Source organism: Methylobacterium sp. Gmos3, from assembly GCF_056430985.1.
This window is the reverse complement of sequence record NZ_JBWJYL010000001.1, coordinates 1-26,949: the sequence shown is the minus strand read 5'-3', so window position 1 is coordinate 26,949 and position 26,949 is coordinate 1. Positions and strand designations below refer to the sequence as shown.

Genomic DNA, 26,949 nt, shown 5'->3' with positions numbered 1-26,949 from the left:
GATGTCCGTGTCGCAGGATTGGGCCACGGCCCCCGCCGCCGCCATCGCCCGGGGCGTGGCCTCCGGGGCGGTCAGCGCCCGCGCCGTCGTCGCGGCGTCCCTGGAGCGGATCGGCCGGATCGACTCCGCCGTGAACAGCTTCACCGACGTGCTGGCCGGGCGGGCCATCGCCCGCGCCGAGGCCGTCGATGCCGCGCTCGCCCGGGGCGAGGCGCCGGGGCCGCTCTGCGGCGTGCCCTTCGCGGTGAAGAACCTGTTCGACGTCGCGGGCCTGACCACCCGCGCCGGATCGCGCATCAACCGAGAGCGGGCACCGGCCGCCCGCGACGCGGCGCTGATCCGCCGCCTCGAAGGCGCGGGCGCCGTGCTGGTCGGTGCCCTCAACATGGGCGAATACGCCTACGACTTCACCGGCGAGAACATCCACGACGGCGACACCCACAACCCGCACGACCTGTCGCGGATGTCGGGCGGCTCGTCGGGAGGCTCCGGCGGGGCGGTGGCGGCGGGGCTCGTGCCCCTGGCGCTCGCCTCCGACACCAACGGCTCGATCCGCGTGCCCTCCGCCTTCTGCGGCTGCTTCGGGCTGAAGCCGACCTACGGGCGCACCAGCCGGGCCGGCAGCTTCCCCTTCGTCGGGAGCCTCGACCATCTTGGGCCGATGGCGCGGAGCGTCGCCGACCTCGCCCTCGCCTTCGACGCGATGCAGGGGCCGGATCCCGACGATCCCGCCTGCGCCAAGCGCCCGGCCGAGCCCGCCCACCCCGGCCTGGAGGACGGCATCGGGGGCCTGCGCATCGCCACCGTCGGGGGCTATTTCACCCGCTCCGGCGAGCCCGAAGCCTTCGCCGCCGTGGCGAAGGTGGCGGGGGCGCTGGACGTGTCCCGCGTCGTGGAACTGCCGGAGGCCGCCCGCGCGCGGGCCGCCGCCTACCTCATCAGCGCCGCCGAGGGGGCCTCCCTGCATCTCGACCGCTTGCGCCACCGGGCGGCCGAGTTCGACCCGGCGGTGCGCGACCGGCTGCTCGCCGGGGCGATGCTGCCCGCCGCCTTCATCGAGCGGGCGCAGCGCTTCCGCCGCTGGTACCGCGCGGCCATGCTCGACCTGTTCAAGGAGGTGGACGTGATCCTCGCCCCCACCACGCCCTGCCGGGCGCCGAGGGGCGGGCAGACCACCTTCCTCCTCGACGGGGTGGAGTTTCCGCTGCGGCCAAACATCGGCCTCTATACGCAGCCGATCTCCTTCATCGGCCTGCCCGTCGCCGCCGTGCCGGTCTGGCCAGACGACGGCCTGCCGCTAGGCGTGCAGGTCATCGCCGCGCCGTGGCGGGAGGATATCGCCCTGCGGGTGGCGCGGCATCTCGAACGGGAGGGTGTCGTGCGCGCGCCCATCGCGAGGCTTTGATGATGATCGACGATCCTGAGGTGAAGGCCGAGGTCGAGGCGGCCTTCGCGGCCTACGAGACGGCCCTCGTCACCAACGACGTGGCGATCCTCGAAGCCCTGTTCCACGACGATCCCCGCACCATCCGCTACGGCGGCGGGGAGAACCTCTATGGCATGGAGGCGATCCGCCGGTTCCGCCGGGGGCGCTCGCCGCAGGGCCTCGCCCGCGCCCTGGAGGGCACGGTGATCACCACCTACGGACAGGATTTCGCCACGGCGATGACCCTGTTCGCCCGCGAGAACGCGCCGGGCAAGGTCGGCCGCCAGAGCCAGACCTGGGTGCGGTTCCCCGAGGGCTGGAAGGTCGTCGCCGCGCATGTGAGCGTGATCGACGCCTGAGCCCCCTCAGTGGTGCCCCGCCATGTGCCGGCCGATCGTGCCGGCCTCGGCGGTGGCGCCCGGCGTCTCGTAGACGAGGTGGCCCTCCGACATCACGACGATGCGGTCGGAGAGTTCGAGGATCTCGTCCAGATCCTCGCTGATGAGCAGCACCGCCGCCCCGGCGTTGCGGGCGGTGACGATCCGCGTGCGGATCTCGGAGACCGCCGCGAAGTCGAGCCCGAAGCACGGGTTGACCACGATCAGCAGATCGACCGGATCGGTCAGCTCGCGGGCGAGCACCGCCCGCTGGACGTTGCCTCCGGAGAGCGTCGCGATGGGCGCCTCCGACGAGGCGGTCTTCACCTGGAACCGCTCGACCAGCTCCTTGGCGCGCTTGGCCATGGCGCGCCGGTCGAGCCAGAAGGTCGGCGGGCCGGCGGCGTCCTCGCCCCGCCGGTCGAAGGCGCGGAAGGCGAGGTTTTCGGCCACCGACATGCGCGGGGCGCAGGCTTCCCGCAGGGGCTCCTCCGGGATGAAGCGGACCTTCCGGGCGCGGCTCTGCGCGCGGATCCCCGTATAGGGCTCGCCCGCCACGACCACCCGGCCGCCGGCCGCGCGGATACGCCCGCCGAGCACGTCGGCCAACTCCTTCTGCCCGTTGCCGGAGACGCCCGCGATCCCGACGATCTCCCGCGCCCGAACCCGCAGGTCGGGGATCGCGATCCGGCGCAGGCCGGAACTGTCGGTCGCCTGAAGGTTCTCGACGCGCAGGATCTCGCGAGCCAGATCGGGCTCGCCGACCCGGCTGGCGATGGGCCGCACGACGCGCTCGCCGATCATCATCGCCGCCATCTCGGTGCGCGACACGGCACCGACCTCCCCGCCCCCGACGAGCTTGCCCCGGCGCAGGACGCTGAAGGATCGGGCGAAGGTCTCGACCTCCCGGAACTTGTGGCTGATCATCAGGACGGTGAGGTCGCCCCGGTCGGCCATGGCCCGCAGGAGGCCCAGCACCTCCTCGGCCTCGTCGGGGGTGAGGACCGAGGTCGGCTCGTCGAGGATCAGGAAGCGGGCCTTCAGGTAGAGCTGCTTGACGATTTCGAGCTTCTGCTTCTCCCCCGCCGCGAGTTCGGCCACCGGCCGGTCGAGGTTCAGCCGGAACGGCATCCCGGCCATGAACGCGGCGAGCGCCGCCCGCTCGGCCTTCCAATCGAGGATGGCGGGGGCGTCGGCGCGGGCGATCACGAGGTTTTCCGCCCCGGTCAGGGACGGGACCAGGGTGAAGTGCTGGTAGACCATCCCGAGGCCGCGCGCCTGCGCGCCCTTCGGGTTGGTGATCTCGACCTCGCGGCCGTCCACCAGCACGCTGCCGGCGCTCGGGGCGTAGAAGCCCATCACGCATTTCACGAAGGTCGACTTGCCGGCGCCGTTCTCTCCGAGCAGCGCGTGGAAGCCCCCCGCTTCGATCTTCATCGACACGTCGTCGAGCGCCGCGAAGGCGCCGAAGCGCTTCGTCATGCCGATGGTCTCGACGCCCAGCGCGCCGAGCACAGTTTCCGGGGGCGGCACCTCGCTCATGCCCGGCGGCCCATCGCGGCGATGAGCGCGGACGAAGTGGCGACGGCGCCGAACACCCCGCCCTGCATCGTCACCATCTTCAGGGCCGCCTCGTGGTTGCCGGGATCGGTCGCGGCGGTGCCGTCCGCGACGATCACGCATTCGAAGCCCCGGTCGTTGGCCTCGCGCATCGTCGTGTGGACGCAGACGTCGGTGGTGATGCCGGTGAGGATCAGGTTGCGGATGCCCCGCTGCGTGAGGATCAGTTCCAGGTCGGTGGCGCAGAACGAGCCCTTGCCCGGCTTGTCGATGACCGGCTCCCCCGGCAGCGGCGCCAGTTCGGGGATGATTTCCCAGCCCGGCTCGCCCCGCACCAGCACCCGGCCGCAGGGGCCGGGATCGCCGATGCCCGCGCCGATCCGGCGGGAGCGCCAGCGCTTGTTGGCGGGCAGGTCGGCGAGGTCCGGCCGGTGGCCCTCGCGGGTGTGGATCACATGGAAGCCGGCGGCGCGGGCCGCGTCGAGCAGGCGGCCGATCGGCCCGATCGGCGCGCGGGTCAGGGCGAGGTCGTAGCCCATCGCATCGACGTAGCCGCCCTTGCCGCAGAAATCCGTCTGCATGTCGATGACGACGAGGGCGGTGTTGCCGGGCCGCAGATCGCCGTCGAAGGGCCAGGGATAGGGCTCGGCGGCGGTGTAGGTGCCCTCCGTCCCGCTCATTCGGCGGCCTCCCGGCGGGAGGGCTCGTCGTAGAGGCGGGTCGGCGCCGGGAAGCCGCAGGAGGTGCCGTCCGTGACGATCACCTGATCCTCCCAGGGCAGGCGATAGCGGCCGGCGGCGAGGTCGGTCATGTAGGTGTAGGGGCAATCCTGCGCCCCGCCCTTCACCGCCGTGTAGCCCCGGTGGCCGAACTGGTAGATGTTGTTCTCGACGCCCCAGTGCCGGCGCGCCTCGCGCACCAGATCGGGCCGCACCTCGGCGGTGATGATCTCATCGACCCGGCCGGTGGTGCCATGGGCGAGGACCGCCCCGTCGAAGTTGCAGATCATCCCCTCGCCCATCGAGTCGAACGTGCCGTCCGAGCCGCACAGGCAGACATTGGCCGTGACCATCAGGTTGCAGAAGGCGTTGGACTGGTTGGTGAAGCGCCAGGATTCGCGGATCGGGGCCGTGTAGCCGGCCGTGCGGATCATGATCTCGGCGCCCTTGTAGGCGGCCTCCCGCGCCATCTCCGGGAACATGCCGTCGTGGCAGATGATCAGGCCGAGCTTGGCGCCCTTCGGCCCCTCGATCACCGGAATGCCGAGGTCGCCGGGCTCCCAGGGCTCCACGGGGACCCAGGGGTGCATCTTCCGGTAGTAGAGCTTCAGCTCGCCCCGGTCGTCGATGATCAGGCCGGAATTGTAGGGCATCCCGCCGGGGTTCGCCTCCATGATGGAGAAGCAGCCCCAGATCTCGTTCTCGGCGCAGGCGCGCTTGAAGGCGGCCACCTCCGGCCCGTCGAGGGTGCACAGGATCTCCGGGCGGATGTCCATGGACAGGCCGTGGAGGGCGTATTCCGGGAAGACCACGAGGTCCATCGTGCCGAGATTGGCCCGCGCCTTTCCGACCATCGCCACGATCCGGTCGGTCTGCGCGGCGATGTCGGCGCGGGTCTCGATCTTCGGCAATTGCAGTTGCACGAGGCCGATCACCACGCCATTTGGCGTCTTGTTCAATCCACCGAGGCCGTTCATCGGCACAACTCTCACTTCGACAGGGACAGCTCGCCCGGCGCCCCGGCCAGCGCCCGGTCGGGCGAGGAGGTGGCGATCAGGAGGACGAGGGTGAGGACGTAAGGCGCGGCGTAAAACAGGTAATAGCCCTGCGAGACGCCGACCGATTGCAGCGCCGGGCCGAGCGCCCCCGCGCCGCCGAACAGCAGCGCCGCCCCGAAGCAGGCGAGCGGGTTCCAGCGGGCGAAGATGACGAGCGCCACCGCCATCAGCCCCTGGCCGGAGGAGATGCCCTCGTTCCACGAGCCCGGATAGTAGAGCGAAAGGTACGAGCCGCCGATGCCGGCGAGCACGCCGCCGAGCCCGGTGGCGATGAGGCGCACCCGGTCGACGTCGTAGCCGAGCGCGCGGGCGGCGTCGGCGCTGTCACCGACGACGCGCAGGATCAGCCCGGCCTTGGTGTTGCGGAAGCCCCACCACAGGGCGACCGAGAGGGCGGCGCCCGCGAGGAACAGCACGTTCACCCGCAACGCCGCCTGCACCTGGGGCAGGTCCGACCACGCTCCGAAGGGAATGGCTGGAAGCGGCGGCGCGGGGGGCTGGATGAACGGCTTGCCGAAGAAGAACGCGAGGCCGGTGCCGAACAGCATCAGCGCGATGCCGATGGCGACGTCGTTCACCTTAGGGAACTTGCAGATATACCCGTGGAGCAGGCCGAACAGCCCGCCCGCGAGCCCAGCCACCGCCACCCCCGCCCAGGGCGAGTTCGTGAGCACGGCGGTGGCGTAGGCCGACATCGCCCCGAAGACGAGGGTGCCTTCGAGGCCGAGATTGATCCGCCCCGAGCGTTCGGTGATCGTCTCGCCGAGGCTGACGAACAGGAACGGCGTCGAGACGCGGATCGCCCCGCCGAGGATCGCCAGCGGCACGCTCCAGAGGCCGAGATCGTCGCTCATGCGGGCACCGCCTCGCGCTTCTCCGCCCAGAGATGCGGGTTGAACGGCTTGAACCGGCCGTAGAGCGTCTCGCTCAGGAGCACGACGAGGAAGAGCAGCCCTTCCAGCACCAGCACCGTCGCGTCGGGCAGTTGCATCCGGCGCTGGATCAGCCCGCTCGACGCCTCGATGCCGCCGAGGAGGAAGGCCACCGGCATGATCGCGAGGGGGTTCTGCCGGGCAAGGAAGGCGACGAGGATGCCGGTGTAGCCGTAGCCCGCCGCCAGGGTGCCGTTGGCGTTGCCCTGCACCGCCGCGACCTCGAAATAGCCGGCGAGCGCCGCGAAGGCCCCGCCGAGCGCCGTGAAGCCGACGATGAGCCGCCCGACCGGCAAGCCCTGGATCTGCGCCGCGCGGACGTTCCCGCCCGCGATCCGCGCCGCGAAGCCCAGCGTCGTGCGGTCCATGAGAACGTAGGCGATGACGCAGGCGAGGATTCCGCAGCCGAGGCCCCAGTGGACGCCGATCACCGGCATCGGCCCGAGCATGAAGGCGTCGCCCACGGGGAGGGTCGAGGGCTTGTTGAGGCTCGCGGGATCGCGCAGCGGCCCCTCGATCATGTGGTTTGCGAGCGCGATGGCGATGTAGGACAGGAGCAGGCTGGAGATGGTGGCGTTGACGTTGCGGTAGGCCTGGAGCCAGCCCACGGCGCCGATCCAGACGGCGCCCGCGAGCATGGCCGCGCCGGCCATCAGCGGCACGGCGAGGAGGGCGGGCAGGCCGGCGAGGGGCTGGGCGGCCGCCGCCGCCGCGAGGCCGCCGAGCACGATGGCGCCCTCGCCACCGATCACCACGAGGCCGAGCCGTGCGGGCAGCGCCACGCACAGGGCGGCGAAGAGGAGGGGCGCGGCCCGTTGCAGGCTGTTGCCGAGCGCGAAGGGCGAGCCGAACCCGCCGCGCCAGACGATGTCCACGAGTTGCGTCGGCGATTTGCCGAGCGCGGCCAGGAACAGCCCGAACAGCAGGAACCCGACGAGGGCGGCGCCGACCGGGATGGCGAGGGCTTCGCACCGGCGGGCGAGCCACGCGCGTACCGCGAGGGAGGACGACGCCTCCCGTGGGCCGGCGGCGAGCTTGGAGGGGGCGGCGTCCGCAACCACGTCTTGAGCATCCCCTTCGCTTCACACCCGACCGCCGCGACGGCGCAGAAACCATGCCAGCTTCGCGGGCGGTGATGGTGACGGTGCCGGGTCGCTCCCGGAATGGGCGCCCCCCTCTCCCCGTCTTGCGGGGAGAGGCCCGCTGACACCTTGTCGTGTCAGCGGGGAGCGAAGGCGAAGCCGAAGCGATGGTGAGGGGGCCTTCCGGTCGAGGCTCCTTCGGAACGCCCCCTCACCCCCGGCTGCCGCCTCGCTTCGCCCCCTGCGAGGGGGGCTCAGCCCTCTCCCCGCAAGACGGGGAGAGGGGAGTGCTTCCCGCGCCTAGACCGAGCCCTTCACGCCCTCCACGAGGTAGTTCGTGCCCTCCAGCTCGACGGCCTTTTCCGGATAGGCCTTGCCGGCGGGCATCACCTCCTTGCCGGTGTTGTCCTTCAGCGGGCCCTTGATGATCTCGTAGCCGCCCTTCAGCATCTCGGCCTTCACCGCATCCGCGTTCCGGCGGGCGCCGTCCGACACGGCCGGTCCGTAGGGGCTCATCTTCACGTAGCCGTCCGCCAGCCCGCCGCGCACGAAATGCGCGGGCACCTTGCCGGCCTGCATCGCGGCGATGGCGTCCTTGTAGATCGGCAGCCAGTTCCACTCGGCGCCGGTCAGGTATTTCTGCGGCGCCAGCGGCGACTGGTCGACATGGTAGCCGCACACGAAGGCGCCCCGGCGGGCGGCGGTCTCGACCACGACCTTGGGGCTGTCCACGTGGCAGGTGATGACGTCGGCGCCACCATCGACCAGGGCGTTGGTGGCCTCGGCCTCCTTCACCGCGAGCGACCATTCCCCGGTGAAGATCACCTGGCAGGTGATCGCCGGATCGACGCTGCGCGCGCCGAGGAGGAAGGCGTTGACGTTGTTCAGCACCTGCGGGATCGGCTTGGCCGCGACGAAGCCGATCTTCTTCGATTTGCTCGCATGGGCGGCGACGATGCCGTTCAGATACTGCCCCTGCGCGATGTAGCCGAAATAGGAGCCGGCGTTCTGCGGGTCCTTCTCGGTCCAGAGGCCGCCGCAATGGCGGAACTGGATCTTCGGATTCTTCCGCGCCTCGTTGAGCAGGTAGGGGCTGTAATAGCCGAAGGAGGTCGGGAACAGCAGCGTCGCCCCGTCGAGGTTGATCATGCTCTCCATGGTCTTCTCGACGGCGTTGGTCTCGGGGACGCGCTCCTCCTCGGTGATCTCGATCCCACTCATGCCCTTCAGGGCCTTGGCCGCCTGGGCATGGGCTTGGTTGTAGCCGTAATCGTCCTTCGGCCCGACATAGATGAAGCCGATCGTGAGCGGGGTGGCGGCGCGGGCTCGCCCGCCCGTCGCCGCATCGAGGCCAAGGAGCGCCCCCGCGCCGAGCAGGGTCCTGCGGGTGAACGTATGATGGGCCAAGACGGACTCACGCCAGACGAGCCGCCCGGAGGCGGCGGACGGGTCGAAAGCTTAAGCAGGTCCCGCAGGGGGGCGAAGCCGATATTTGCGGCAGTGCGGCAAGTCGTTTTCGCTGGGGCCCAAGCATCGGCCGCCTATGCGATGACCGTGACCTGTTCAATCGCGCGCCAATCCGGCGGGGCTAGTGGGCTTCCGCCGCCCGCGCCTGATCGACGGCGTGCGCCCGCGCGGAGGCCGCATCCCCGAGCCCATTGAAGAACAGGTTCAGGCCGACCGCCGAGACCGCGCAGAGCAGGATGCCGGATTCGAGCAGGGGGTGCAGGGCGTGGGGCATCTCCTTGAAGAAGTTCGGCGCCACGAGGGGAATCATCCCGAAGCCGACCGAGACCGCCACCACGAACAGGTTGTTGCGGTTGCCGGCGAAATCGACGCCGCCGAGGATCCGCGCCCCCGTGGCGCCGACCATACCGAACATCACGAGCCCGGCGCCGCCGAGCACGCAGAGGGGCACCGCCTCGACCAGGGCGGCGAGCTTCGGCACGAGGCCGAGCCCGAGCATGATGAGCCCGCCGACCACCGCCACCATGCGGGTGCGTACCCCCGTCACCCCGACGAGGCCGACATTCTGCGAGAACGACGTGTAGGGGAAGGTGTTGAACACGCCGCCGATCACCGTGCCGAGCCCGTCCGCGCGCAGGCCCTTGGTCAGGCGCTCCTCGTCCATCGGGTCTGCGCAGATCTCGCTGAGCGCCAGGAACATGCCGGTCGACTCGATCATCACCACCACCATCACCACGCAAAGGGTGACGATGGAGACGGGATCGAAGGTCGGCAGGCCTAAGGCGAAGGGGCGCACCACATCGAACCACGGCGCGGTGGCGACGTGGCTGAGATCGACGAGGCCAAACATCGCGGCCAGAACCGTGCCGACGACGATGCCGATCAGCACCGAGGCGGAGTTGGCGAAGCCTGTGGCATAGCGGGTGATCGTCAGGATCAGGCACAGGACGAAGCCCGCGAGGGCGAGGTGCAGGGGCGCGCCGTAATGCGGGCTGCCGATGCCCCCGGCCGCCCAGTTCACGCCCACCCGCATCAGCGAGATGCCGATGACGAGGATGATCGTCCCGGTGACGACCGGCGGGAACAGCGGCAGCAGGCGCCCGACGAGCGGCGCGGCCAGCAACGCGAAGAGCCCCGCCGCGATCACGGCGCCGTAGACGCCCGTGAGGCCGACGCCCGGGGTGAGGCCGATGGCGATCATCGGCGTCACGGCGGCGAAGGTCACGCCCATCATCACCGGCATCCGCACGCCGATACCGGGCAGGCCCCAGCTCTGCACCAGCGTCGCGAGGCCGCCCGCGAACAGGTCGGCGCTCACCAGCAGGGCGACCTGCTCCGGCGGCAGTTTGAGGGCGCGCCCGACGATCAAGGGCACCGCCACCGCGCCGGCATACATGACGAGCACGTGCTGGAGGCCCAGCAGCCCGAGGGCGGTCCGGCTCTGGGGCGCGGTGCGAGGGGCGCTGGTCGTCATGGCGGGGTCCCGGCGGCGCGCAGGCGAAGCGCGGCTGCGGGGATTGCGCAAATGATGTGCCAGCGTCGGGCGTTACTGGAACTCGGGCGCGCCTGCGCCATTCGTTCCCATCATCAGAGAGGACCGAACGATGGCGATGGGTTTCAGGACGACGGCACTGATCGGGCTCGGCGCCCTCGTGGCGATGGCGGGCGCGGCCTCCGCGCAATCGACCGGCGCCCCGGCCGGGCGCGAGCCCGCGACCGCGCCGGGCGGCACCAAGGGCGTCGCCGGCCCGCGCAACGCCGCCGAGGCGGTCCGCTCCGGCGACGCGATTCCGGTGAACCCGCGCGGCCCCGCCGCCACGGGCACGGTCCCGGCGGCGCGGATGCCCGCCGGGCGCTGAGCCGCCCCTACTGGGGGAGCTTGTCGTCGATCCCCTTCACGTACCAGTTCATGCCGAGGATCATCGGGTCGGGGGCGGTTTCGCCGTCCTTGACCGCGATGGTGCCGTCCTGCTTCGTCACCGGGCCGGCGAAGGGGTGCGTCTTGCCGGAGGCGATGTCTTTGACCGTCGTCTCGGCCATGGCCTTCACGTCGTCGGGCATGTTGGTGAAGGGCGCGAGGACGACCATGCCGTCCTTGATGCCGCCCCAGGTGTCGTGGCTCTTCCACGTCCCGTCGAGCACCGCCTTGGCCTCGCCGATCACGTAGCCGTTCCAATCGTCCGTGATGGAGGTGAGCTGCGCCTTCGGGGCGAAGCGGTACTGGTCGGAGGATTGGCCGAAGGCGAGCTTGCCCTGCTTTTCGGCCTCCTGCAGCGGCGCGGCGGAATCGGTGTGCTGGGTGAGGATGTCGGCGCCCTGGGCCAGCAGCGCCTTGGCGGCCTCGGCCTCCTTGCCGGGGTCGAACCACGTGTTCACCCAGACGATCTTGAGCTTGATGTTCGGGTTCACCGATTGCGCGCCGAGCATGAAGGCGTTGATGCCGCTCACCACCTCGGGAATCGGGAACGAGGCGATGTAGCCGACCGTGCCCGTCTTCGAGAGCTTGGCGGCGATCTTCCCGCAGACGTAGCGGCCCTCGTAGAACCGGGCCGAGTAGGTCGAGACGTTTGCCGAGCGCTTGTAGCCGGTGGCGTGCTCGAACTTCACCTTGGGGTATTTCTTGGCGACCTTCAGGGTCGGCTCCATGAAGCCGAACGAGGTGGTGAAGATCAGCCCCATGCCCGAGCGGGCGAGCTTCTCGATGGCGCGCTCGCTGTCGGCCTCCGGCACGTTCTCGAGATAGGTGGTCTCGACCTTGTCGCCCATCGCCTCGGCCAGGGCCTTGCGGCTGAGGTCGTGCTGGAACGAGTAGCCGTAATCGGCCACCGGCCCGACATAGACGAAGCCGACCTTGAGCTTGTCCTCCGCGCTCGCCGCGCCGGAGAACAGGAGGAGCGCGCCGAGGCAGGCAGAGAGGGTCGTCCGCAACATCCGCATGTGTCCTTGTGTGGTGTGTCTATCGGTGCGGGGTGAAATCTCGGCCGAGCGCCGCCGGGGCCTGCGAGCCGCCCCGCCGCCGCCCGAGGGAGAGCAGGACCAGGGCCAGGATCGTCGCGAGGTAGGGAAGCGCCGAGAGCAACTGCCCCGGCAGGCCGATGCCGGAAGCCTGGGCGTGGAGTTGCAGCACGGTGGCGCCGCCGAACAGGATCGCCCCGCCCACCACCCGCGCCGGCCGCCACGAGGCGAAGACGACGAGGGCGAGCGCGATCCAGCCGCGCCCGGCGGTCATGGCCGGCGCCCAGAACGGCGTGTAGGCCAGCGACAGGTAGGCCCCTGCCAGCCCGGAGCAGGCGCCCCCGAACAACACCGCGAGGAAGCGCACCCCGCGCACAGACAGGCCCAGGGAATGGGTGGCGGTGTGGTCGTCGCCGATGGCGCGCAAGATCAGCCCGCCCCGCGTGCGCCACAGGAACCACGAGACGCCGATGGCGAGGGCGATGCCTGCATAGACGAAGCCGTCCTGCCCGAAGACGAGGCGGCCGATGCCCGGCAAGTCGCTCAGGACCGGCAGGTGGAGATGGGGCGCGGGCTCGCGCTTCAGCCCGACATAGCCTGCGCCGACGAGCCCCGAGAGGCCGAGGCCGAGGATCGTCAGCGCCAGCCCGGAGGCGACCTGGTTCGCCGCGAGCCCCACCGTCAGCAGGCTGAACAGGGCGGACAGCGCCATCCCCGCGCCGATCCCGGCGAGCGCCCCGACGAGGGTCGAGCCGGATTCGACCGCCGCCGCGAAGCCGATGGCCGCGCCGCAGACCATCATGCCCTCGACGCCGAGGTTGAGGACGCCCGCGCGCTCGGTGACGAGTTCGCCAAGCGCCGCGATGATGAGCGGCGTCGCGGCGGCCAGCACGGTGGCGAGCACCATCTGGACGAGATCGAGGCTCATCGCGTCGCCCCCGGCACGAGGCGGACCTTGAACCGCGTGAACACGTCCGCCGCGAGCACGAAGCCGAGCAGCAGCCCCTGGAAGGCCCGCGTCAGGTCGAGGGGCAGCCGCAGGTCGATCTGCGCCGCCTCCCCACCGATGGTGGTGACGGCGATGACCAGCGCCGCGAGGAGGATGCCGACCGGCGAGAGCCGCCCGAGGAAGGCGACGATGATCGCGGTGAAGCCGTAGCCCGGCGAGATGGTCGGCTGGAGCTGGCCGATCTTGCCCGCCACCTCGACGATGCCCGCGAGCCCCGCCGCGCCGCCGGAAATGGCGAAGGCCATGAGCGTCAGCCGCGCCTCCCCGAAGCCCGCGAACCGGGCGGCGCGGGGGCTCGCGCCGACGAGGCGCATCTCGAACCCGAACAGGCTGCGCCCGAGGACGAGGGCCGCCAGCACCACGGCGGCGAGCGCCACCAGCACGCCCGCGTGCAGCGTGTCGCCCTCCATCAGGTAGGGAAGCCGCGCGGCGTCATCGAACGTCACGCTCTGCGGGAAGTTGTAGCCGGCCGGATCGCGCAAGGGGCCGCGCGCCATGTAGTCGAGGAGGAGTTCGGCCACGTAGACGAGCATCAGGCTCGTCAGGATCTCCGAGACGCCGAGCTTCACCCGCAGCAGCGCCGGGATCATCGCGTAGGCAAGGCCGGCGAGCGTGCCCGTCAGGAGCATCGCCGGCAGGATCCAGAAGGTTGCGCCCTCGCTGCCATGGGTGGCGATGGCGACCATGCCGCCCGCCAAGCCGCCGACCACGAACTGGCCCTCGGCGCCGATATTCCACAGGTTCGCCCGGTAGCAGAAGGCGAGGCCGGTCGCGATGAGGGCCAGCGGCGCCGCCTTCAGGGCGATTTCCTGCAGCGACCACAGGTCCGAGAGCGGCGCCACGAAGTAGACATTGAAGGCAGCGGCCGGTGAGACGCCCATCAGCGCGACGGCGATGCCCCCAACCAGCACGGCGGCGAGGAAGGCGAGCGCGGGCGACAGGGCGGCGGACAGGGCCGAGCGGCGCCCGCGCGGGACGAGATCAAGCCGCATGGGCGGCCTCCGACGGCGTGCCGGCGCCGCCCATCAGCAGGCCGACCGCCTCGCGGGAGGTCTCGGCCCGCGCCACGGGCGGCGACAGGCTGCCGCCATGGAGCACGGCGATGCGCCCCGCGATCTCGAACAGCTCGTCGAGGTCCTGGCTGATCACGAGGACGGCGCTGCCTCGCGCCGCGAGGTCGATCAGCGCTTGACGGATCCGCGCCGCCGCCGCCGCATCGACGCCCCAGGTCGGCTGGTCGACCACAAGGAGGCCGGGCTCGGCCAGGATCTCCCGCCCGACCACGAACTTCTGGAGATTGCCGCCCGACAGCGTTCCGGCGGCCGGGTCCGGCCCCGCCTTGCGCACGTCGAAGGCCGTGCTCACGCTCGCCGCCAGGGCCCTCGCCGCCGCGCGTCGCACGAGGCCGAAGCGCGTGAGCGGAGCCGTGGCGTGGCGCGACAGCACGATGTTGTCGGACAGGCTCAGGCCGGGGGCGGCGGCGTGGCCGTTGCGCTCCTCCGGCACGAAGGCCGCGCCCAGCCGGCGGCGGGCGTTGATGCCGAGATGCCCGGCGGGCTCGCCGTCGATGCGCACGGCCTCGGCCGGGACCGTCGTCTCGCCCGAGAGGGCGGCGAAGAGTTCCGCCTGCCCGTTCCCGGCGATGCCGGCGATGCCCAGGATCTCGCCGCCCCGGATCGCCAGCGTGATGTCCCGCAGGGCGGTGGCGTGCAGGCGGGGCGCGGGCAGTGAGAGCCGGTCGAGGCGCAGGCGCTCGGGGCCTGCCGGGGCGGCGGCGGGTGCCGCGATCTCGCGGACCTCCTCCCCCACCATCATCGCGGCGAGCGAGGCGGCGGTTTCCGCGCGCGGGTCGCAGGCGCCCACCACCTTGCCCGCCCGCAGGATCGTGGCGCGGGCGCAGAGCCGGCGCACCTCGTCGAGCCGGTGCGAAATGTAGAGGAGCGCCCTCCCCTCGTCGCGCAGGCGCTCCAGCACCGTGAACAGCAATTCGGCCTCGCCGGGGGTGAGGACCGAGGTCGGCTCATCGAGGATCACCAGCTTCGGATCCTGCAGCAGGCAGCGCACGATCTCGATGCGCTGGCGCTCGCCGGCCGAGAGCGACCAGACCGGGCGATCCGGTTCGAGATGCAGGCCGTAGGTGTCACCCAGCGCCGCGATGCGCCGCGCGAGGTCCGCGCGGGAGAGGCCTCGCTCCATCACCAGGGCGATGTTCTCGGCGACCGTCAGGTTCTCGCAAAGGGAGAAGTGCTGGAACACCATGCCGATGCCGAGCCGGCGCGCGGCCTCGGGGCTGCCGAGCCGCACCGTCTCACCGCGATGGGTGACGACCCCCTCCGTCGGCTCCAAGAGGCCGTAGAGGATCTTCATCAGTGTCGACTTGCCCGCGCCGTTCTCCCCCAACAGGGCGTGGATCTCGCCGGCGCGGATTTCGAGATCGATGTAGTCGTTGGCCGTGAAGGCGCCGAAGCGCTTCACGATGCCGTAGGCGCCGAAGAGCGGCCCCGCCTCGCTTGCCACGGCGCGCCCGTCAGAAGACGTGGAAGGCGAAGCCCGCCAGGAAGCTCTTCTCTTCCGTACCCTTGAAGGTCGCTGTCTCGACATTGCCGAACTTGTTCAGCCAGTACTGGAAGCCGATGAACACATCGACCTTGTTCGGCTGGTCATAGACCAGCTTGCCGAGGTCGAGAACGAGGTTCGTGCGCGACAGGAATTCCAGGCCCCGCTTCGGGTTGAAGGCGAAGTCGGCCACGTTCTGCACCCCCCGGCCCTTCGGCAGGACGATGTTGTTGAACCCGGTCACGCTCAGCGGCAACCCGGTGAACGTCAGCGGGAAGTTGTAGACGAGCTCGAATTCGGGGACGACGTCGAAGCTCTGGTCGCGATCCGGCTGCACGTTGAAGCCGTTGCGGTTCCATTCCTTGTAGGCGTGGACCGACAGGTTGAGGAACCCGGCCGGCACATCGAAGGCGAAGTTCAGGCCGCCGACCACGTCGCGCTTCTTCGAGCCGAAGGCGTCGTTCTGCGAGTTGGCGTCGAAACCGAAGGCCAGCGACACGTCCTTGACGAGGCCGGGGATGGCGAAGGCCTTGGTGTTGGTGAGGGCGTTGAGGCTGAGCGTGCCGCGATAGAGGCCGTAGGCTTCGGTGTTGCCGTAGTCCTGGAAGAACGGGTTGCCGATGGTGCCGGGCGGGTTGGTGGTGCCGGCCGGGAATTGCGAGCCCGACTTCAGGATGTCGAGGGAGAAGAAGTTGGTGCCGTAGGCCCAGGCGTCGGCGTGGGAGATGTTGAGGATCTGCTTCGGGGCCTCGCGGGAGACGAAGCTGCCGTCGGCGCGCTGGATCTGCACACCGGGGGAGACGGTGGGGAACTGGTAGCGATAGCTGATCTGCGTGTCGGCGAAGAGGAAGAACGGCGCGTCCACCGGCGCCGCGGCGGGAGCCACGTCCTTCTTCACCGTGCCGAGATCGGCAGCATTGGCGGCCCCCGTCAGGAAGAGCGGCAACGCCGCCGCCAGTACGTAACGCTTGAACATCCTACGATCCCCCGGGCCTTCTCGGTCGGGGAGACTTCAGCAACCGCTATGCCATGGCTTGGCCGTTTGCCGACCGGCGCGGGCTGTGTTGCAAAACCGTTACAACCTGGCATCGCATTGAGCGATCTGCCTGTTTCCCATCCAGACTCAGACCCCGTCATGGCGCGGGAGCGCCTGCATGGATCTTGCGTGAGGGGGCCGCCGAGGCCCGGCGACGTGCCGGGACTTCGCGCAGGTGACGACTATGGATTTGGCGACGATCCCCTCCCCCACCGTCAACCTGCCCGCCGAACCGGCGCCGCTGCCTCTCGCGCTGGCCTCGACGGCCTTGGTGATCATCGACATGCAGCGCGACTTCCTGGAGCCCGGCGGCTTCGGGGAAAGCCTCGGCAACGACGTCTCGCTGCTCGCCGCCGCCATCCCCCCGGCCGCCGCCCTGATGGCCGCCGCCCGCCGGGCGGGGCTGCTCGTGGTGCACACGCGGGAGGGCCACCGGCCGGACCTGTCGGACGCGCCGCCCGCCAAGCTCGCGCGCGGCACGCCCTCGGCGCGGATCGGCGATCCCGGCCCGATGGGGCGCATCCTGATCCGGGGCGAGGCTGGCCACGACATCGTGCCGGCGCTGGCACCGATCCCCGGCGAACCCGTCATCGACAAGCCCGGCAAGGGCGCCTTCTACGCCACCGACCTCGCCGGCATCCTGAGCGCCCGCCGCATCGAAACGCTTCTCGTCTGCGGGGTGACGACGGAGGTCTGCGTGCACACGACGGTGCGCGAGGCCAACGATCGGGGCTATCGCTGCGTGGTCGTTGCCGATGCCTGCGGGTCCTATATTCCGGCCTTTCACGAGGCGGGGATCGCGATGATCAAGGCGCAGGGCGGGATCTTCGGCTGGGTCGCGTGCTCCGGCGACGTCATCTCCACCCTCGACGCGGCATGAGCGCCCCGGTGGAGCCCCGGCGCCGCGCCCTGCGCGGGCAGATGGCGAGCCTGTCCGGCAACCCGTTCCTGGCGGAAGGCTGCCTCGACCATATCGAGGACGCGCTGATCCTCATCGAGGACGGGCGCATTACCGCCGTGGGTCCCTATGCCGAGACCCTGAGCCAGGTGCCGGCGGGCGTGACGGTGGAGCATTACGAGAACGCGCTGATCCTGCCGGGGCTGATCGACACCCACGTCCACTACCCGCAGCTCCAGATGATCGCCTCCTACGGCGAGCAATTGCTGACGTGGCTGACCAAGTACACCTTCCCCGCCGAACTCGAATTCGCCGACCAAGCGCACGCCGAGCGGGTCGCGAAGCTGTTCTTCCGCGAGATCCTGGGCGCCGGGACGACCACGGCGGTGGTCTATTGCACGGTGCATCCGGGCTCGGTCGAGGCGTTCTTCGCCGAATCCGAGCGGTTCAACACCCGCATGATCGCGGGCAAGGTCCTGATGGACCGCAACGCCCCCGCCAGCCTCCTCGACACCGCGCAGCGCGGCTACGACGAGAGCCAAGCGCTCATCGCCCGCTGGCACGGGCGGGGGCGGCAGCTCTACGCGGTGACGCCGCGCTTTGCCGCCTCCTGCACGCCGGCCCAGCTCGACGCGGCCGGGACGCTCCTGAAGGAGCATGACGGCCTCTTCCTGCAGACGCATCTCTGCGAGACCACCGACGAGATCGCCTGGGTGATGGACCTGTTCCCCGACCGGGCGAGCTACCTCGACGTCTACGCCAAGGCGGGGCTCGTCGGGCCGCGCTCGGTCTTCGGCCACGCGATCCACGTGACGGAGGAGGATTTCTGCACCTGCCACGCGGCGGGCGCGGCGGTCGCCCATTGCCCGACCTCGAACGGCTTCCTCGGCAGCGGCCTGTTCCGCCTCTACGATGCCCTCGATCCGAGGCGGCCGGTGCGGGTCGGGCTCGGCTCCGATGTCGGGGCGGGCACGACGCTCTCGCTGCTGAAGACGCTGGGCGATGCCTACAAGGTGGCGGCGCTGCGCGGCACCAAGCTCGACGCGCCGCGCGCCTTCTGGCTCGCCACGCTGGGCGGCGCTGAGGCGTTGCGCCTCGATGACCGGATCGGCCGCATCGCCCCCGGCTACGAGGCGGATCTCTGCGTCCTCGACCTCGCGGCGACGCCGCTGCTCGGCTTCCGCACCGGCACCTGCCGCTCCATCGAGGACCTGCTGTTCGTGCTGATGACGCTCGGCGACCACCGCACCGTGCGCGCCACCTGGGTGGCCGGCGAGTGCGTCTACGACAATCGGCGCACCGGCGATCCGCTACGTTATCCTCATTCGACGCCGATCGACTGATTCTGGCTCGGCGCTTGCTAAAGCTTGACTGTGGATTGGAGAAAAACGATGCGTCGGTTGAGTCTTGGGCTGTGCCTCGTCTTCGTGCTGCCGGCGGCGGCGCTCGCGCAGAGCTATACCGCGCCGACGCCGACGGATGTGCCGGCAACCGCCACCAGGGAACTGAGCAAGGCCGACCGCAAGACCGCCTGCACGCAGGAGGCCGACCGCCGCAATCTGCGCGGCCTGCGCCGCCAGCAATACCGCGCCGCCTGCCGGGGCCGGGCGATCCCGAAGCGCGTCAATCCCTGAGCGGGGCGGCACCGCATCCCTGCGCCGTTCGCTGCGCTGGCTCATCGGACGAACCGGCGCTTAGAGCGGTTTCGGTTTGATCCGGATCACTCGCTCAACCGTCTTTGCGAGCGACAGCGAAGCAATCCAGGGCTGCGGGACTTGACCGGACGTAGCGGATCCCTGGATTGCTTCGCTCCGCTCGCAAAGACGGGAGACACGGTGTAAGCCGGGTTTCCCTGAAAATGCTGTAGCCGACCCGCCCGCGCCGGACCTGAGGGGCCGGCTGTTGGGATCGCGACGGGACATCGAGCCCTCGAACCCGCTGCATCGGCTCCGTCTTGCAAAGACAATCGGGCGCGACAGCTCCGTTGAGTCCGATGCAGAATCAGTCCTTCCTGTCGGACCCTATGACATTGCCCGAGCCCGACATGGCCGGGAAGTCGCGGTTTTCGCGCGCATCGGTTGTCGAGGCGGCCGCCGCAGTCGAACGCAAGATCGTATTCAGCTCTTTCCGATGCCGCCTCGGCATCGAGGAGGATATCGGAAGGCATTTGCCCCCGCCTGCCGAAGGCGTTCACACTCCCTTGACGGGAAAAATCGATCAGCGGGGAGTACAATGCTCGCGAAAGGCGAGCGCCATCGGGGTCTGACGGACGCCGCCTCACTCGAGCCAGTCAGGATCCTCGGCATGCATGAGCGACCGATGGAAGCCGAATGCCTCGATGCGTGCGGCTTCGCGCCGGTCCCGCCCCTTCGCGAAGAGGGGCGGCCCGAGATCCCATTCCTCGCCGGCCTCGACCCGGACGCCGCCGACGAGATCCGGTCCCGAATGACGTCGGTGGCCGTGGCCGGGGGGCGGACGCTGTTCGAGGAAGGGGATGAGCCGGATGCGCTCTACACGCTCGTCAGCGGCGCGGTTGGGCTCTCCGCCCGCGATGCGCGCGACGGGAGCGTCCGCCGCCTCATCCGCCTCGCACCCCCCGATACGGTGGGCGAACTGGCGCTGCTGACGCGGGAGCCGCGCACCGTGACCGCGACGGCTTTGCGCGACACGCATCTTCTCCGGCTCCCACGGACGGCGTTCGAGGACCTGATCACCCGCCATCCCGGCACGCTGCTGTACTTCGCCCGCATCCTCGCGGGCCGGCTGACCATCGCCCATACCGGCGTGACCCTCGGCCACGCGCCCCGGAGCTTCGCGGTGATGGCGGTGACGGAGGGGCTGATGGCCGGGCGCTTCGGCGAGCGGCTGGCCCACGCGTTGGACGCTGCCCTTCCCGGACGGACGGGGTGCCTCACGGAATGGCCGCCGGAGGCGGACGAGGCGTGGTTCCACCGCTACGAGCAGGCCCATGACCGCACGGTGTTCGTGGCGCACCAGATCGACTGCCCCTGGTGCCAGCTCTGCCTGCGCCATGCGGATCACGTCCTGCTGCTGGCCGAGCCCGGCGCCCCGCCGCGCCCGGGCGCTGCCGCCTACCTCGCCTCGATCCGCTCCGACTGGATCCGCATGGACCTCGCGGTGGCGCAGCCGGCCGAGACCCGCCTGCCGCGCCCCCTCCACCCGGACGTCGCCGCGCTGCCCTTTGCCCTGCGCCTCCAGGTTCGCGACAATCACGACGGAGACTTCGCCCGCCTCGCCCGGATCGCCTCCGGCCATGCGCGGGCCCTCGTCCTCGGAGGCGGCGGTGCGCGCGGGCTCGCCCATCTCGGCGTGCTGCGCGCCCTCGCGGAGGCGGGAATCGCCATCGACCTCGTCGGCGGCACCAGCATGGGCTCGATCCTGGCCGCCAGCGTCGCCATGGACTGGAACCTGGACGAGATCGAACGCTACACCGTCGCGTCCTTCGTCGGGCGCAACCCGCTGGACGACTACACGCTGCCGTTCCACGCCCTGACCCGGGGCGCCAAGGTGGATGCCGGGCTGGCGGAGCGGTTCGGCGACGCCCGCGTCGAGGATCTGTGGCGCCCGTTCTTCTGCGTGTCCTCGAACCTCACGGCGGGCACGGCCATGGTCCATTGGGCCGGCGCCCTCGACCGGGCGATCCGCGCCAGCATCGCCATCCCCGGCCTGTTGCCCCCGGTGGCGAGCGCCGACGGCATCCTCGTCGATGGCGGCATGATGAACAACCTGCCCGCCGACGTGATGGCCGATCTCGATCGCGGGCCGGTGCTCGCCGTCGATGTCGGCAGCGACAGCGCCTTCCAGGCGATGCCGAGGCCGGGCCGGAGCGCGCGGGTGTTCCGCCGCATCCTCGGCATCTCGGACCAGCTTCCCGGCATCGCCCATCTGCTCCTGCGCTCGGCCACCGTGTCGAGCGACGCGCAGACCATGGCGGCGGTGACCCGCGCCGCGATCCTGCTCAAGCCGCCCCTCGCCGGGGTCGACCTGCGGGCGTGGTCGAGCTTCGAGACGACGGCCGAACTCGGCTACCGCTGCGCCCGCGAGGCGCTGGATGCCGGCCGCTTGCAGGCCTGGACATGAGCCCCCGTGCGGCGGCGCACGCGATGGCTTGGCGGAGGGACACCTTGCCGCCGCTGCGGCGAATGAATGGGCATCCGCTCCCCTTCGTCAGGAGGCCGCCGTGAAAGTCCTACTCGCCGCAACGCCGCTCACCGGCCACGTCAACCCGATGCTCGCCGTCGGGCGCCTGCTCGCGGGCCGTGGCGATTCCGTCACCGTCGTCACCGATCCGGCCTTCGCCCAGCCGGTGCAGGCGGCGGGCTTTCGCTTCGTCGCCTGCCCGGACGAGGGGGCCGCCAGCTACCTCGAAACCGAGCTGCCCCCCGGCCCAGAGCGCTGGAGCCATGAATTCGCCCGGCGGTTCATCGACCCGATGCCCGCCCAGGCCGCCCTGCTGCGCGAACTGGTCGCGAACGACGCGCCGGACGTGATCGTCGCCAGCAGCCTGTTCCTCGGCGTAATTCCGCTGCTCCAATCGAGTCGGCCTCGTCCGCCCATCGTCGTCCTGAACGTCAGCGTCCTGTTCCTCGACAGGGCGGACGGCGCGCCGGTCGGCCTCGGATTGCCGCCGGCGGGGGACGAGGACGAGCGGGCGCGCTACGCCGCGCTCGCCGCCGCCATCGACGCCGCCTTCGTCGGACCCGTCCGGGCGCATGCCGACCGGCGGCTCGCGGATCTCGGCCTGCCGCCGCTCCCGGCGTCCCTGACCCGCTCCATCGTGGAACTGCCCGACCTCTTCCTCCAGCAGGGCGTGCGGAGCTTCGAATTCGATTTCCGCGCGCCGCCGCGCGACCCGCGCTTCGTCGGACTTCTCCCCCTCGGCCGCTCGTCGACGCCCCGCCCGTCATGGTGGGACGAACTCGACGGCGGCAAGGACGTCGTTCTCGTCACCCAGGGCACCCTGGCCAACGGCGATCTCGGCCAGCTCGTCGGGCCGACGCTGGCCGCCCTGGCGGACCGCGACGACCTTCTCGTCGTCGCCACGACGGGCGGGCGGCCGGTCGAGGCCCTCGGCACGACGCTGCCGGCGAATGCCCGGATCGCCTCGTTCCTGCCCTTCGACGCGATCTTCCCCAAGGTCGACGTGTTCGTGACCAACGGCGGTTACGGCAGCGTCCTGCAATCCCTGGCGGCCGGAGTCCCCGTCATCGCCGCCGGCAAGACCGAGGACAAGGCCGAGGTCTCCGCCCGCGTCGGCTGGTCCGGCGTCGGGATCGACCTCGGGACGAGTACGCCGACACCCGCCGCCATCGGAGGGGCCGTCGACCGCGTGCTCTCCGAACCGTCGTTCCGGCGCCGGGCGCAGGCGATGGCCGCCGAGTTCGCGGCGCTGGATGCCGGGCGGGAAATCCTCCGCGCCATCGACGGCCTCGTCCATGGCGACGCGCCCGTTCCGACCGACCTGCCGGCGGCATCCGCCCGGTCGCGTGCTGTTTCGTCCGCCCCTATCGCCGGAGCCCGTTGAATGCGCGTCGTGGTCGATCTCAACCGCTGCCAGGGCTACGCCCAGTGCTGCTACGCGGCCCCCGAGCATTTCGAGGTCCGGGGCCACGAAATCCTGTTCTACGACCCCGCGCCGCCGGAGGCGAAGCGGGCGCAGATCGAGCGGGCGCGGCACGCCTGCCCCGTCCGGGCCATCGAGGTCGAGCCGGCGAACCTCTCCGAGGAGGGCGAACAGTGATCGGCGTTCAGACACCCGCCATCGTCGTCGTGGGGGCCTCCCTCGCCGGGCTGCGGGGGGCGGAAGCCCTCCGCGACGGGGGCTACGACGGACCCCTGACCATTGTCGGCGACGAACCGCACAGGCCCTATGACAGGCCGCCCCTTTCGAAGCATGTCCTGGCGGGGGAACTCCCGCCGGAAGCGACCGCCCTGCCGCAATTGACGCGCCTTCAGGCCCGGTGGCGGCTCGGCCAGCCGGCGATCGGCCTCGACCGGCAGCGGAAGATCGTGCGCCTCGCCGACGGCGCGACGCTCGCCTACGAGAAGCTCCTGATCGCCACCGGCGCGAAGGCACGGACCTGGCCCGGCGAAGGCGCGGATCTCAGGGGGATCTTCACGATCCGCACCCTGGAGGATGCCCGCGACCTGCGGACCGCCCTCGCCCGCCGCCCCCGTCGCGTCCTCGTCGTCGGCGGCGGCCTGATCGGCTGCGAGGCGGCCTCCTGTTGCCGCGACCTCGCGCTCGACGTCACCCTCGTCGATCCCAACCCGACACCCCTCGCCCGCCTGCTCGGGACGACGATCGGCGCGACGCTGGCCAAGCGGATGCGGGATGCCGGCGTCGATCTCCGCCCGGACACCAAGGTGCACACCTTCTCCGGCGAGGCGGGACAGGTCTATCGCGCCCACCTGGCGGGCGGCGGGGTGATCGAGACCGACCTCGTGATCATCGCCCTCGGCGCGACCCGCGACACGGGATGGCTCTCGGCGGCGGGACTCATCGCCGATGCGGGCGGCCTGACCTGCGACGCGGCCTGCCGCGCCCTGACCCTCTCCGGCGAGCCCGATCCCGACATCTACGCGGCGGGGGACGTCGCGCGCTGGCCGAACCCTCTCACCGGCGGCCGTCCGATGGCGGTCGAGCACTGGGGCAATGCGGTGGATCAAGCCCGCCACGCGGCGGCCAACATGCTGGCCCGCCCCACCGACCAGCGGCCCTACAGCCACCTGCCCGCCTTCTGGTCGAGCCAGTTCGGCCTGAACATCAAGCTCGCGGGCCACACCGAGGGGGCCGATTCCCTGGCCGTCGTCCACGGCTCGCGGGCCTCCCAGCGCTTCCTGGCGGTCTATGGCCGCGCGGGGCGCAGCATCGCCGCCGTGTCCTTCGATCAGGCGCGGTGGCTGCCCGCCTACGCCGAGGCCATCGCCGCCGGAATGGCCTTCCCGCCGATCCTCGAAGCCGCCGACCAGCCCCGGATCGAACGCCTGGAGCCGGGCTTCCCCGGCCCCCGACGCCCCGCCGATCGGGCCGCCCCGGCTCTGGAGACCGCCCATGCCTGACGACACGCTGTTCGCGCAGGTCCTCGACCCGAGGAACCGGGCGAATCCCTACCCCCTCTACGCGCGGCTGCGACGGACGCCGATCTCGCGGCAGGCCGACGGCAGTTACGTCGTCAGCACCCACGCCGCCCTCAAGAGCCTGATCTTCGACCCGAGGCTCAGTTCAGAGGACCTTCCCCCGTCGCGGCGGCCCTCCACCGGCAATCCGCTGAAGGACTGGATCCTGAACCCGATCCGCAACCGGGTGGTGAACGCCCACCGCCCGCTGATCTTCCGCGATCCGCCCGACCACGACACCCTGCGCCGCTTCGTGATGAAGGAATTCACCATCACGCGGGTACGGGATTCCCACACCAAGGTCGCCCATCTGGTCGACAGCCTGATCGACGCGTGCCGGGGTCGCGACAAGGTGTGCCTCGTGGACGACCTGTCCTATCCCCTGCCCGTGGCGGTCATCTGCGAACTCCTCGGCGTCCCGGAGAAGGACGAAGCGCAGTTCCACGCCTGGGCGATCCGCCTCGCCACGGCCCTCGAACCCGACGCCCGCCACGACGAGGCGGGGCGGCGGGAGATCACCGCGACCTTCGACGCCATCTCAGATTACATGCGCCGGCTGATCCGCGAGAAGCGCCGCCGCCCGGCCGACGACATGCTGAGCGGCCTCGCCGCGCGGGGCGGCCGCGACAATCCGGCCATGGGCGACATCGACCTGATCTCGACGGCGATCCTGCTCCTGGTGGCCGGGCACGAGACGACGGTGAACCTCATCACCAACGGGATGCTGACCCTGCTCCGGCACCCGGACGAGCTCGAGAAGCTCAAGGCGGATCCCGAGCGGGCGCCGCGCGTGATCGAGGAGCTTCTGCGCTACGAGCCGCCGGTCCATTTCCGGACCCGCAAGGCGCTCGGCGACATCGACATCGCCGGCACGACGATCCCGAAGGGCGCGTCGGTGATCCTGCTCTTCGCCTCCGGCAACCGCGACCCGGACCGTTTCGCGGATCCCGACCGGTTCGACCCGGACCGGGCCGACAACCAGCATTTCGGCTTCGGGGGTGGGCTTCACTACTGCGTCGGCGCGCCGCTCGCGCGCATCGAGGCGGAAATCGCCCTCGTGACCCTGTGCCGCCGCCTCGTCCAGCCGACGCTGCTGGAGGATCCGCCGCCCTATCGCGCGGGCGCCTCCCTTCGCGGCCCGAGCAACCTCGGCATCCGGATCGCCGGCATCGCCTGACGGCGGTGCCGGGGCGTCATCCGGTGCCGCTCGCGGGGTTCCACGCATAGCGACCAAGCGCCGAGAGCAGCGCGGCGATCGGGGGCGAGGGTGAGCGCCGGTCGATCGTCACGACGCAGACCTCGCGCGTCACCGCCGGATCGACGAACGGCACCAGGGTGAGGCCGGGGATCATCGCCGAGAACGACGGGAGAAAGCACACCCCCATATCGGCCGCCACCATGCTCTGGATCCAATCCTCCCGCTCGCTGCGATGGGCGCGCCGGATGCTGACGCCGCGATCCGCCAGAATCTGCGCGAGCCGGTCCCGGTACTCGCAATGGATCCGCTGCAGATAGATCTGGCCTTCGAGATCCTCGGGCTTGAGCGCCTGCCGCGCGGTGAAGGGATGGGTCGGGCCACAGGCGAGGACGAACGGCTCCTCGTACAGCACCCGCGCCCGATGCGGCGGCTCGAAGCCGTCCGGATCGGAGATGACGGCGACGTCGATGTCGCCGCTGCGCAGGAGATCCTTGAGGGCGGACGAGACGCCCTCGATGAGCGTCAGCTCGACGCCGGGGTGAGACACGCGGAACCTGTTGAGGAAGCCGGTGAAGCGGACCGGCCCGATCGAGCACATCACCCCGAGCCGGACCGGCGCGCCCTTCAGGCGCAGGAAGCTTTCGGCCGTCCGCTTGGCTTGGCTGGCCTGAACGATCATCTCGCGAAGGCTGGGTTCCAGCAGGCGGCCGAGATCGGTGAGATGGATGTTGCCCCGCTCGCGCGAGACCAGTGGGCCGCCGAGCTCGTCCTCCAGCTTCCGGATCGCCCGGGTGAGGGCCGGCTGCGTCACGTGGCAGGCGGCCGCCGCCTTCGTGAAGCTGCGCGTTTCTCCCACCGCGAGCAGATAACGGATCTCGTGAAGTTCCATGACCGTGCCAATTCGACGGGCCCCGGGCGATCTTCAGCGCGAGGCTTCAGGAATTCGTGCGGATCCTTATGGACGATGCGGGTGGAGAAAGATCCACACTCCTCTTCCGGCCGATCAACAGCCGCGGCAGATGGCCGAGCGCACGAGCTGTTTCACGCGCAAGTCGGCGGCGGCCAGGGTCATCGACGTGCCGCCGCGATCATCGAGGGCCGCGCCTGGGGGCTTCGTCGTTCCCGTGGCCGTCACATGGCGGAACGCCATCAGCGACGAGACCGGCGGGATCCCGGACGACACCGGCGGATGCGCCGATCCGGCGCTCGAGGCGAACGACGTCAGGCAGGTCAGGGCGAGGGCGGAGAGGAGCGTGCGCGAGGTGGCGAACATGGGGTGTCTCCATAGGTGGACACACCGTTTTCGATCCTGCTGCCGGGCTGTTACGCACTAACGCGCCCCCCCGTGTGCCGCCGCACCAATGGGGCTCGCACGGCGTCTCGCGACGAACGGCTTCTCCGAAGAGACATCACTAGAGCGGAGCTCGTCCGATCGGAAGCTGTGCTGGGCGGCTAGGGGTTGATGGGGCAAGGAGGAGCCCATGCCGACAACCTTATCCGTCGATCTTCGCCAGCGCGTGGCATCCGCTGTCTCAG

25 protein-coding genes are annotated in these 26,949 nt (G+C 70.7%); 11 read left to right on the top strand and 14 right to left on the bottom strand.

All coding sequences use genetic code 11. The features are described from left to right. Position 1: 1 nt before the first annotated feature. On the top strand, positions 2–1,405 hold the full coding sequence (locus ACS5Q7_RS00125; protein ID WP_478337411.1) for an AtzE family amidohydrolase: 1,404 nt from the start codon (positions 2–4) through the stop codon (positions 1,403–1,405). Continuing rightward, positions 1,405–1,785: an oxalurate catabolism protein HpxZ gene (hpxZ, locus tag ACS5Q7_RS00120; protein ID WP_478337410.1), complete on the top strand. Its 381-nt coding sequence runs from the start codon at positions 1,405–1,407 to the stop codon at positions 1,783–1,785. The genes ACS5Q7_RS00125 and hpxZ overlap by 1 nt, the downstream gene beginning before the upstream one ends. A gap of 6 nt (positions 1,786–1,791) precedes the next feature. Here the strand turns inward: hpxZ and ACS5Q7_RS00115 are convergent, their stop codons facing one another. The 7 genes from ACS5Q7_RS00115 to ACS5Q7_RS00085 form a co-directional block, all read right to left on the bottom strand. After that, positions 1,792–3,345 carry an ABC transporter ATP-binding protein gene (locus ACS5Q7_RS00115; RefSeq protein ID WP_478337409.1) on the bottom strand — a complete coding sequence of 518 codons (1,554 nt, stop codon included), beginning with the start codon at positions 3,343–3,345 and terminating at the stop codon, positions 1,792–1,794. Next, positions 3,342–4,043, bottom strand: coding sequence for a biuret amidohydrolase (gene biuH, locus ACS5Q7_RS00110; protein WP_478337408.1), 702 nt, complete (start codon positions 4,041–4,043; stop codon positions 3,342–3,344). The genes ACS5Q7_RS00115 and biuH overlap by 4 nt, the downstream gene beginning before the upstream one ends. Continuing rightward, positions 4,040–5,059, bottom strand: coding sequence for a formamidase (locus ACS5Q7_RS00105; RefSeq protein ID WP_478337407.1), 1,020 nt, complete (start codon positions 5,057–5,059; stop codon positions 4,040–4,042). Before ACS5Q7_RS00105 ends, biuH begins: the two co-directional genes overlap by 4 nt. A gap of 11 nt (positions 5,060–5,070) precedes the next feature. Beyond that, the gene (locus tag ACS5Q7_RS00100; RefSeq protein WP_478337406.1) at positions 5,071–5,994 is read right to left on the bottom strand and encodes an ABC transporter permease; all 924 of its coding nucleotides are present in this window, start codon (positions 5,992–5,994) and stop codon (positions 5,071–5,073) included. Beyond that, positions 5,991–7,133, bottom strand: a complete 1,143-nt coding sequence (locus tag ACS5Q7_RS00095; RefSeq protein WP_478337405.1) for an ABC transporter permease — start codon at positions 7,131–7,133, stop codon at positions 5,991–5,993. Before ACS5Q7_RS00095 ends, ACS5Q7_RS00100 begins: the two co-directional genes overlap by 4 nt. Positions 7,134–7,454: 321 nt before the next feature. Beyond that, positions 7,455–8,561 (bottom strand): BMP family ABC transporter substrate-binding protein, encoded by a 1,107-nt coding sequence (locus ACS5Q7_RS00090; protein ID WP_478337404.1) that lies wholly within the window; start codon positions 8,559–8,561, stop codon positions 7,455–7,457. 181 nt (positions 8,562–8,742) lie between these two features. Next, positions 8,743–10,095, bottom strand: coding sequence for a nucleobase:cation symporter-2 family protein (locus ACS5Q7_RS00085; protein ID WP_478337403.1), 1,353 nt, complete (start codon positions 10,093–10,095; stop codon positions 8,743–8,745). 130 nt (positions 10,096–10,225) lie between these two features. Between ACS5Q7_RS00085 and ACS5Q7_RS00080 the strand changes: the two genes are divergently transcribed. After that, entirely contained in the window at positions 10,226–10,480 is a 255-nt protein-coding gene (locus ACS5Q7_RS00080; RefSeq protein ID WP_478337402.1) for a hypothetical protein, read from the top strand. A gap of 7 nt (positions 10,481–10,487) precedes the next feature. Here ACS5Q7_RS00080 and ACS5Q7_RS00075 read toward each other — a convergent pair whose 3' ends face one another. The 5 genes from ACS5Q7_RS00075 to ACS5Q7_RS00055 are packed head-to-tail and all read right to left on the bottom strand — an operon-like array spanning position 10,488 to position 16,117. Continuing rightward, complete coding sequence (locus ACS5Q7_RS00075; protein ID WP_478337401.1) at positions 10,488–11,558, bottom strand: BMP family ABC transporter substrate-binding protein; 1,071 nt, start codon at positions 11,556–11,558, stop codon at positions 10,488–10,490. Between the two features lie 19 nt (positions 11,559–11,577). Then, entirely contained in the window at positions 11,578–12,504 is a 927-nt protein-coding gene (locus tag ACS5Q7_RS00070; protein ID WP_478337400.1) for an ABC transporter permease, read from the bottom strand. After that, positions 12,501–13,577: an ABC transporter permease gene (locus ACS5Q7_RS00065; RefSeq protein ID WP_478337399.1), complete on the bottom strand. Its 1,077-nt coding sequence runs from the start codon at positions 13,575–13,577 to the stop codon at positions 12,501–12,503. Before ACS5Q7_RS00065 ends, ACS5Q7_RS00070 begins: the two co-directional genes overlap by 4 nt. Continuing rightward, complete coding sequence (locus ACS5Q7_RS00060; RefSeq protein WP_478337398.1) at positions 13,567–15,186, bottom strand: ABC transporter ATP-binding protein; 1,620 nt, start codon at positions 15,184–15,186, stop codon at positions 13,567–13,569. Before ACS5Q7_RS00060 ends, ACS5Q7_RS00065 begins: the two co-directional genes overlap by 11 nt. Beyond that, on the bottom strand, positions 15,113–16,117 hold the full coding sequence (locus ACS5Q7_RS00055; protein WP_478337397.1) for a hypothetical protein: 1,005 nt from the start codon (positions 16,115–16,117) through the stop codon (positions 15,113–15,115). Before ACS5Q7_RS00055 ends, ACS5Q7_RS00060 begins: the two co-directional genes overlap by 74 nt. Before the next feature lie 244 nt (positions 16,118–16,361). Here ACS5Q7_RS00055 and ACS5Q7_RS00050 point away from each other — a divergent pair, with 244 nt between their 5' ends. The 8 genes from ACS5Q7_RS00050 (at position 16,362) to ACS5Q7_RS00015 (ending at position 25,392) form a co-directional block, all read left to right on the top strand. Further along, a complete protein-coding gene (locus ACS5Q7_RS00050) occupies positions 16,362–17,057 on the top strand; it encodes a cysteine hydrolase family protein (protein ID WP_478337396.1) in 696 nt (231 codons plus the stop codon). Next, entirely contained in the window at positions 17,054–18,418 is a 1,365-nt protein-coding gene (guaD, locus tag ACS5Q7_RS00045; RefSeq protein ID WP_478337395.1) for a guanine deaminase, read from the top strand. Before ACS5Q7_RS00050 ends, guaD begins: the two co-directional genes overlap by 4 nt. Before the next feature lie 48 nt (positions 18,419–18,466). Beyond that, a complete protein-coding gene (locus ACS5Q7_RS00040) occupies positions 18,467–18,709 on the top strand; it encodes a hypothetical protein (protein ID WP_478337394.1) in 243 nt (80 codons plus the stop codon). A gap of 670 nt (positions 18,710–19,379) precedes the next feature. Continuing rightward, positions 19,380–21,176, top strand: a complete 1,797-nt coding sequence (locus ACS5Q7_RS00035; protein WP_478337393.1) for a patatin-like phospholipase family protein — start codon at positions 19,380–19,382, stop codon at positions 21,174–21,176. A 100-nt stretch (positions 21,177–21,276) separates the two neighbouring features. After that, positions 21,277–22,620, top strand: coding sequence for a glycosyltransferase (locus ACS5Q7_RS00030; protein WP_478337392.1), 1,344 nt, complete (start codon positions 21,277–21,279; stop codon positions 22,618–22,620). After that, positions 22,621–22,836: a ferredoxin gene (locus tag ACS5Q7_RS00025; protein WP_478337391.1), complete on the top strand. Its 216-nt coding sequence runs from the start codon at positions 22,621–22,623 to the stop codon at positions 22,834–22,836. Beyond that, positions 22,833–24,158 carry an NAD(P)/FAD-dependent oxidoreductase gene (locus ACS5Q7_RS00020; RefSeq protein ID WP_478337390.1) on the top strand — a complete coding sequence of 442 codons (1,326 nt, stop codon included), beginning with the start codon at positions 22,833–22,835 and terminating at the stop codon, positions 24,156–24,158. Before ACS5Q7_RS00025 ends, ACS5Q7_RS00020 begins: the two co-directional genes overlap by 4 nt. Beyond that, positions 24,151–25,392 (top strand): cytochrome P450, encoded by a 1,242-nt coding sequence (locus tag ACS5Q7_RS00015; RefSeq protein ID WP_478337389.1) that lies wholly within the window; start codon positions 24,151–24,153, stop codon positions 25,390–25,392. Before ACS5Q7_RS00020 ends, ACS5Q7_RS00015 begins: the two co-directional genes overlap by 8 nt. 16 nt (positions 25,393–25,408) lie before the next feature. Here ACS5Q7_RS00015 and ACS5Q7_RS00010 read toward each other — a convergent pair whose 3' ends face one another. Together ACS5Q7_RS00010 and ACS5Q7_RS00005 are read right to left on the bottom strand one after the other, a co-directional pair. Next, complete coding sequence (locus ACS5Q7_RS00010) at positions 25,409–26,302, bottom strand: LysR family transcriptional regulator (RefSeq protein WP_478337388.1); 894 nt, start codon at positions 26,300–26,302, stop codon at positions 25,409–25,411. A gap of 114 nt (positions 26,303–26,416) precedes the next feature. After that, a complete protein-coding gene (locus ACS5Q7_RS00005; RefSeq protein ID WP_478337387.1) occupies positions 26,417–26,686 on the bottom strand; it encodes a hypothetical protein in 270 nt (89 codons plus the stop codon). Positions 26,687–26,949: the final 263 nt, after the last annotated feature.